7 protein-coding genes are annotated in these 5,400 nt (G+C 70.8%); 4 read left to right on the top strand and 3 right to left on the bottom strand.

What is annotated here, in order from left to right:
• Nucleotides 1-281 precede the first annotated feature (281 nt).
• The 3 genes from DLJ47_RS33230 to DLJ47_RS33220 all read left to right on the top strand — a co-directional run bounded on the left by DLJ47_RS33230 (nucleotide 282) and on the right by DLJ47_RS33220 (nucleotide 1,591).
• The gene (locus DLJ47_RS33230) at nucleotides 282-500 is read left to right on the top strand and encodes a winged helix-turn-helix domain-containing protein (RefSeq protein ID WP_109906056.1); all 219 of its coding nucleotides are present in this window, start codon (nucleotides 282-284) and stop codon (nucleotides 498-500) included.
• Between the two features lie 190 nt (nucleotides 501-690).
• Nucleotides 691-888: a hypothetical protein gene (locus tag DLJ47_RS33225; RefSeq protein WP_146228263.1), complete on the top strand. Its 198-nt coding sequence runs from the start codon at nucleotides 691-693 to the stop codon at nucleotides 886-888.
• Entirely contained in the window at nucleotides 872-1,591 is a 720-nt protein-coding gene (locus tag DLJ47_RS33220) for a hypothetical protein (RefSeq protein WP_146228262.1), read from the top strand. The genes DLJ47_RS33225 and DLJ47_RS33220 overlap by 17 nt, the downstream gene beginning before the upstream one ends.
• Nucleotides 1,592-1,607: 16 nt before the next feature.
• Here DLJ47_RS33220 and DLJ47_RS33215 read toward each other — a convergent pair whose 3' ends face one another.
• The 3 genes from DLJ47_RS33215 to DLJ47_RS33205 form a co-directional block, all read right to left on the bottom strand.
• On the bottom strand, nucleotides 1,608-2,036 hold the full coding sequence (locus DLJ47_RS33215; RefSeq protein ID WP_109906050.1) for a nitroreductase family deazaflavin-dependent oxidoreductase: 429 nt from the start codon (nucleotides 2,034-2,036) through the stop codon (nucleotides 1,608-1,610).
• An 18-nt stretch (nucleotides 2,037-2,054) separates the two neighbouring features.
• Nucleotides 2,055-2,543, bottom strand: coding sequence for an isochorismatase family protein (locus tag DLJ47_RS33210; RefSeq protein ID WP_109906048.1), 489 nt, complete (start codon nucleotides 2,541-2,543; stop codon nucleotides 2,055-2,057).
• A gap of 77 nt (nucleotides 2,544-2,620) precedes the next feature.
• A complete protein-coding gene (locus DLJ47_RS33205; RefSeq protein ID WP_199236102.1) occupies nucleotides 2,621-4,078 on the bottom strand; it encodes an MFS transporter in 1,458 nt (485 codons plus the stop codon).
• Nucleotides 4,079-4,283: 205 nt separating this feature from the next.
• On the opposite strand from DLJ47_RS33205, the gene DLJ47_RS33200 reads away from it, so the two are divergent.
• Complete coding sequence (locus DLJ47_RS33200) at nucleotides 4,284-4,859, top strand: TetR/AcrR family transcriptional regulator (RefSeq protein ID WP_109906046.1); 576 nt, start codon at nucleotides 4,284-4,286, stop codon at nucleotides 4,857-4,859.
• Nucleotides 4,860-5,400 lie beyond the last annotated feature (541 nt).

Raw genomic sequence — 5,400 nt, 5'->3', positions numbered from 1 at the left:
GTCGTGGTGGGGGAGGTCGTCCACGGGTGGGCTCCTGTCCGAGGTCGCCGTGCGGTTGACGTCGGTCGGCGTGGCTGAGTAGGCCACGGCACGCCCGGCCGGCCGTTCGGGGGTCGACCGACCGGGCGCTCTGCGCGGTGGGGAAGAACCAACTCCAAGGGTGCTGACCAGGGAGCCGGTCAGTTCGGAGCCTAGGATAACAAGCTATCGCAGTCAAGGTATCACTTGCGATAACAAGATGAGGAGTGGTCAAATGGCGGTGCTGACCAGGGAGTACCGCTATGCCGCCAAGCCCCAAGTGGGTTGAGCTTGCCGAGCACATCCGCAAGCAGATCGCCTCGGGCGAGTTGTCACCCGGGGAGAAGCTGCCGTCGACCTCGCAGCTCTGCCAGATCCACGGCGTCTCCGCCATCGTGGTGCGCAACGCGATGCTGACCCTCAAAGCCGAGGGCCTGGTGGTGGGGGTGCCTGGCGTCGGCGTCTTCGTCGCCGACCGCTGACGCCGTGGATGGTGAGTCGACCTGCTCGAACACCGATGCCAGGCACTCGAACACCGATGCCAGGCATCAGTCACCAGCCCCGGTGGTCACGTTGAGCTGACCCGTCTTCACCCAGGGTGGAACTTGGCTCTCGGTGTCGATAGCATGAGCCTGTCCAGCGAGCTCGATGTGCGCTCTGAGGAGGGTTACGGTGACCACCGCACCGACGCAGATGCCCGGACCGGTAGTCGTCGAACTCAGTCCGGCCGAATGGCAGGACGCGGTGCGGAGATCTCTGGCGAAGCTGCACCTGACCTATCAGCAACTCGCCGACATGGCTCGTCGCCGCGATTTCAGTTCCCTGGAGGCGCAGAAGCTGTGGATGTCCATCGGTGACACGCAGCCGTAGCGGGCTACAGCCCCAGGCCAGACAATTCGCGGATACGCTGCAGTCGCTTCTCAACAGAACCGTCTGCGATCACGCACGCGTTGGGGCCAAGATCTCCACCGAGCAGGCGGTCGTCGGTACCCAACTCGACGCACTGACCTCGACACCGGTGCGGATGCGAACTGCCGGGCAGACCAGCATCTGGCTGGACGTCCAGTGCTTCCTGAAGTTGGACGACGACGAGGCAAGGTTTCTGACCGTTCAAGGCTCCGTGTGTGGCCTGTATGTCGGGGACGACCCACCGGACCTGCTTCTGCACTACGACTACGAACGCGAGAAAGATCGTTACACCGAGGCACACATTCAGGTCTGTGCCGCCCACCCCACCTTCGAGACCCTGCTGGCGGAGTTGGGCCGTAAGCCGGTAAATGGGCTGCACAAAGTCCATCTTCCGGTGGGTGGGCGCAGGTTTCGGCCGGCGCTGGAGGATCTGCTGGAGTGCCTCATTGTCGAAGGCCTCGTCCGGCCGAAGGACGGCTGGCGCGAAGCGCTGAACAGCACCCGGCGGGAATACCGTCGTAAGCAGATCGCCGCAGTGGTCCGCCGCAACACCGGAACCGCCCAGGCCGAACTGCAACGCCTCGGCTACCAGGTCATCCCCCCGCACAGGGCCCAGATCTCCCGCCTCATAGCGCCGAAGCCGCGCAGCGGCAGTCAGCGCTGATCAGGGGGTGCCGCGCTCAGGATCGTTCGACGACCACCACGGGGATTTCGCGGTCGGTCTGTTGCTGGTAGCGGGCGTACGTCGGGAAGACCTTGGTCATCACCTGCCACAGCCGGTCCCGTTCCTCGCCGGTGGCGGTGCGCGCCCGGGCCGCGAACTTCTCCGCGCCCACCTGCACCCGCACCTCGGGGTCGGCGCACAGGTTCAGGTACCAGTTCGGGTGCCGCGCCGCCCCGCCGTTGGAGGCGACCAGCAGGTAGCGGTCGCCGTCGCGCCCGTAGATCAGGGCGGTCCGGCGCAGCGTGCCGGAGCGGCGTCCCCGGGTGGTGAGCAGCAGGGCGTCGTAGCCGTGGTACTTCCCGCCGTCGGCGCCGTCGGTCTCCAGGTAGCGCCGCACGTGGCTGGCGACCCAACCGACCGGGCTGTCCTCAATGGTGTCGGCCATCGGGCCAGGGTAGCCGGCTCAGCGGTAGTCGGCGGTGCCCCGGACGGTGCCGAACCGGGGGAAGATCCGGCCGATCGCGAACTCGTGCTCGTCGGCGGCGAAGCCGGACATCGCGTCGGCGACGAACTCCAGTTCGTAGCCGTGGTCGCTGGCCGCGCGGGCGGTCGACTCGACGCCCATCGTGGTCACCAGGCCGGCGAGCACGACGGTGTCGACCCCGCGCCGGCGCAGCTGCTCGTCCAGGTCGGTGTCGTGGAAGGCGCCGACGGTGCGCTTGACCACCACGATGTCGCCGGGGGCGACCAGGTCCTCGGCGAAGTCGCTGCCGGGCGGCTGCTCGGCGACGCCCGGCCGCTCGACCCCGACCTGCACCACCGGTTCGCCCGCCGTCCGGAACGCGGCGGCGAGCCGCCGGCACCGGTCGAGGACCTCGGCGCCGGTATGCGGAGCCAGGTTCAGGGCGATGATCCGGGGCATCAGGTCGATCAGCACGAGGGCGCGGGTCACGCTGATGATCGTATGCCGTCGGCCCCGGCCCGCCGTGGGGGGCGGGTGCCGGGGCCGAAGCACTTGGCCCTGGTGAGTTACTGCGCCGCCGGGACCGGCACCAGCTCGTCCGCACCGCCCGGCACGCCGAGGGCCGTCGGCTCCTTGGTCACCCGGCGGCGGCCGGACGGGACGGCCAGCGCCGCGGCCATGGCGGCCAGCGCCAGGGCGGTGAGCACACCGAAGCCGAGCGTGAAGCCGGCCTCCCGGGGCAGGCCGTTGGCCTGCGGGTGGGCGGTGATGATGCCGCTCACCACGGCCGCGCCGATCGCGCCGCCGATGGTACGGATGTTGGCGTTCATCCCGGACGCCACGCCGGTCTGCCCGACCGGGACGTTCTGCACCACCAGGTTGGCCATCGAGGCGAACGCCAGCCCGACCCCGACCCCGAACAGGCCGGCGGTGAGGGCGACCTGCCAGCGGGCGTCGTGCGCGACGGTCAGCAGGGCGAGCGCCACGGCGTTGATCGCGGCGCCGCTGACCAACTGGGCCTTGGCGCTGAACCGGGCCGCCAGCCGGCCGCTGACCACGCCGGCCAGGAACATGGTGACCAGCATCGGCAGCATCAGCAGGCCGGCCTCGGTGACGCTGGCGCCGAAGCCGTACCCGGCGACGGTGGGGGTCTGGGCGAACTGCGGCAGGAAGGCGAAGAGGGCCATCATCGACCCGCCGTAGAGCAGGGCGGCCAGGTTGGTCGTCCAGACCGACGGCAGCCGCATCATCCGCATGTCGATCAGCGGGTTCCGGGAGCGGACCTCGGCCACCAGCCAGCCGGCCAGCAGCACGGCGGCGAGCGCCAGCAGCCCGAGCACCGGCCCGGAGGTCCAGCCCCAGGTGGTGGCCTTGCTGATCGGCAGCAGCAGCGCCACCAGGCCGGCGGAGAGCAGCACCGCGGCGAGCCAGCTGATCCGGCCCGGGGTGCGTACCGGCGACTCGGGCACGAAGCGGTGCGCGGCCAGCGCGGTCAGGCCGACCACCACCATCGGAATCCAGAACAGCCAGCGGTAGTCGAGCGCGGCGACGATCGGCCCGGCCAGTACCACGCCCACGCCGCTGCCGGCGGCGATGATCGCGGAGATGACGCCGACGGCCGAGGAGACCCGCGCGGCGGGGAACTCGTCGCGGATGATGCCGAAGGCGAGCGGGAAGACCGCGCCGCCGATGCCCTGGACGACGCGGGCGGCGATCAGCACCCCGATGCTGGGCGCGACCGCCGCGAGCAGGCAGCCGACGGCGAGCGCGGCCAGCGAGACGACGAGCATCCGCCCCTTGCCGACCATGTCGCCGACCCGGCCGAGGATCGGTGTGAAGATCGATGCCGAGAGCAGGTACGCGGTCAGCACCCAGGTGACGGTGTTCTGCGAGGTGTGCAGGTCGTGCTGGATGGTGGGCAGCACCGGGGTGATCAGCGACTGAAGCATCGCGAAGAACCCGGTGCCGGCGGCGAGGACGAGGAACGTCAGCCGACGCGAGCCGCGTCGGAGTGTCACTGCCACGGTGGGACTCCAGGAGTCGAGGTACGGGAGCCGGCGACGGTGGCCGCCCGGCGGGTGGTCGGTGGGCCGTCGATCGCGCGCGGGATCGGGCCGGAGCCGGAGTACGCTATCCGGAGGCACGGCTCCGGTCAGTTCCGGAGGGGTGCCTCCACTAAGCTAGCGGAGGGCTGCCTCCGCATGCAACCGACGAGGGGTGACGTACGCCATGACCGGCGGTGAACACTTGCCGGCGGTCTTCGCGCGGCGCCCCAAGCGGGCCGACGCCCGGCGCAACTATGACGCCCTGGTCGCCGCCGCCCGGGAGTCCTTCGCCGAGGCCGGGGCCGGCGCCTCGCTGGAGGAGGTCGCCCGGCGGGCCAAGGTCGGCATCGGCACCCTCTACCGGCACTTCCCGACCCGGCGCGATCTCTTCGAGGCGGTCTACGTCGACGAGGTCCAGGCACTGTCCCGCTCCGCGACCGACCTGGCCGGCCTGCCGCCGTGGGACGCATTGGTCGCGTGGCTGCACCGGTTCGTCGGCTACGTGGCCACCAAGCGGGCGCTCGCCGAGGAACTGGTGCACGACTCCGAGGTCTTCCGTACCTGCCGCACCGAGATCTACGCGGCCGGCGAGCCCATGCTGCGCCGGGCTCAGGACGCCGGCGCGGTGCGGCCGGACGTCTCCTTCGACGACGTGCTGCGGCTGATCAGCGGTCTGACCATGGCCCAGTTCACCGCGCCGGAGCAGCGCGACCGGGTGCTCGGCATCGCCCTCGACGGCCTCCGGCGGCCAGTCGGCTGACCCTGGCCGGCCGGCCGCTCAGGGGGTCGACCAGCAGCGACCCCTCGCCGTCGAGCCGTAGAGCCGTCGACCGACGGTCCCCTTTCAATCGCCCCGGCCGGCTCCAGGGTCACGCCGGGCCGGTGGCCGGGGTCGCCCGCCCACGGGTGCCAGTGGGGCAGGCCGCGGGGTGTGGCTGGGCAATCCTTTGCGCGGCAGGGGAAAGCGACGATCCCTTGTGGAGATACCCGAGGCGAAATGCCGGTTTGCATGCTTCGCGGAACAACGGGTTACCAGCGCGTAACTTTGCATTGACGTTTCTGGATTGTGACGCGCATCATCGTCGCACGGTCGATCGGACACCCCACCCGTCTCCCCGGTTCGCCGGGTGCCTCCCGCCGGAGGTGCAGCCATGCTGCTCCGAAAGATCGTCACCGCCGCCGCCCTCGCCACCGCCGCCACCCTGCTCGTCCCGGCCACCGCCGCCGTCGCAGCCCCGGCCCGGACCGCAGCCGCGCCCGCCGCCCCCCGCGCCCCCGCCGCCCCCCCCGTCACCGCCGTC

The organism is Micromonospora sp. S4605, assembly GCF_003176715.1.
Lineage (GTDB): Bacteria > Actinomycetota > Actinomycetes > Mycobacteriales > Micromonosporaceae > Micromonospora > Micromonospora echinaurantiaca.
Note: the sequence above shows the minus strand (reverse complement) of the source record. Positions and strands in the feature narration are given on the sequence as shown.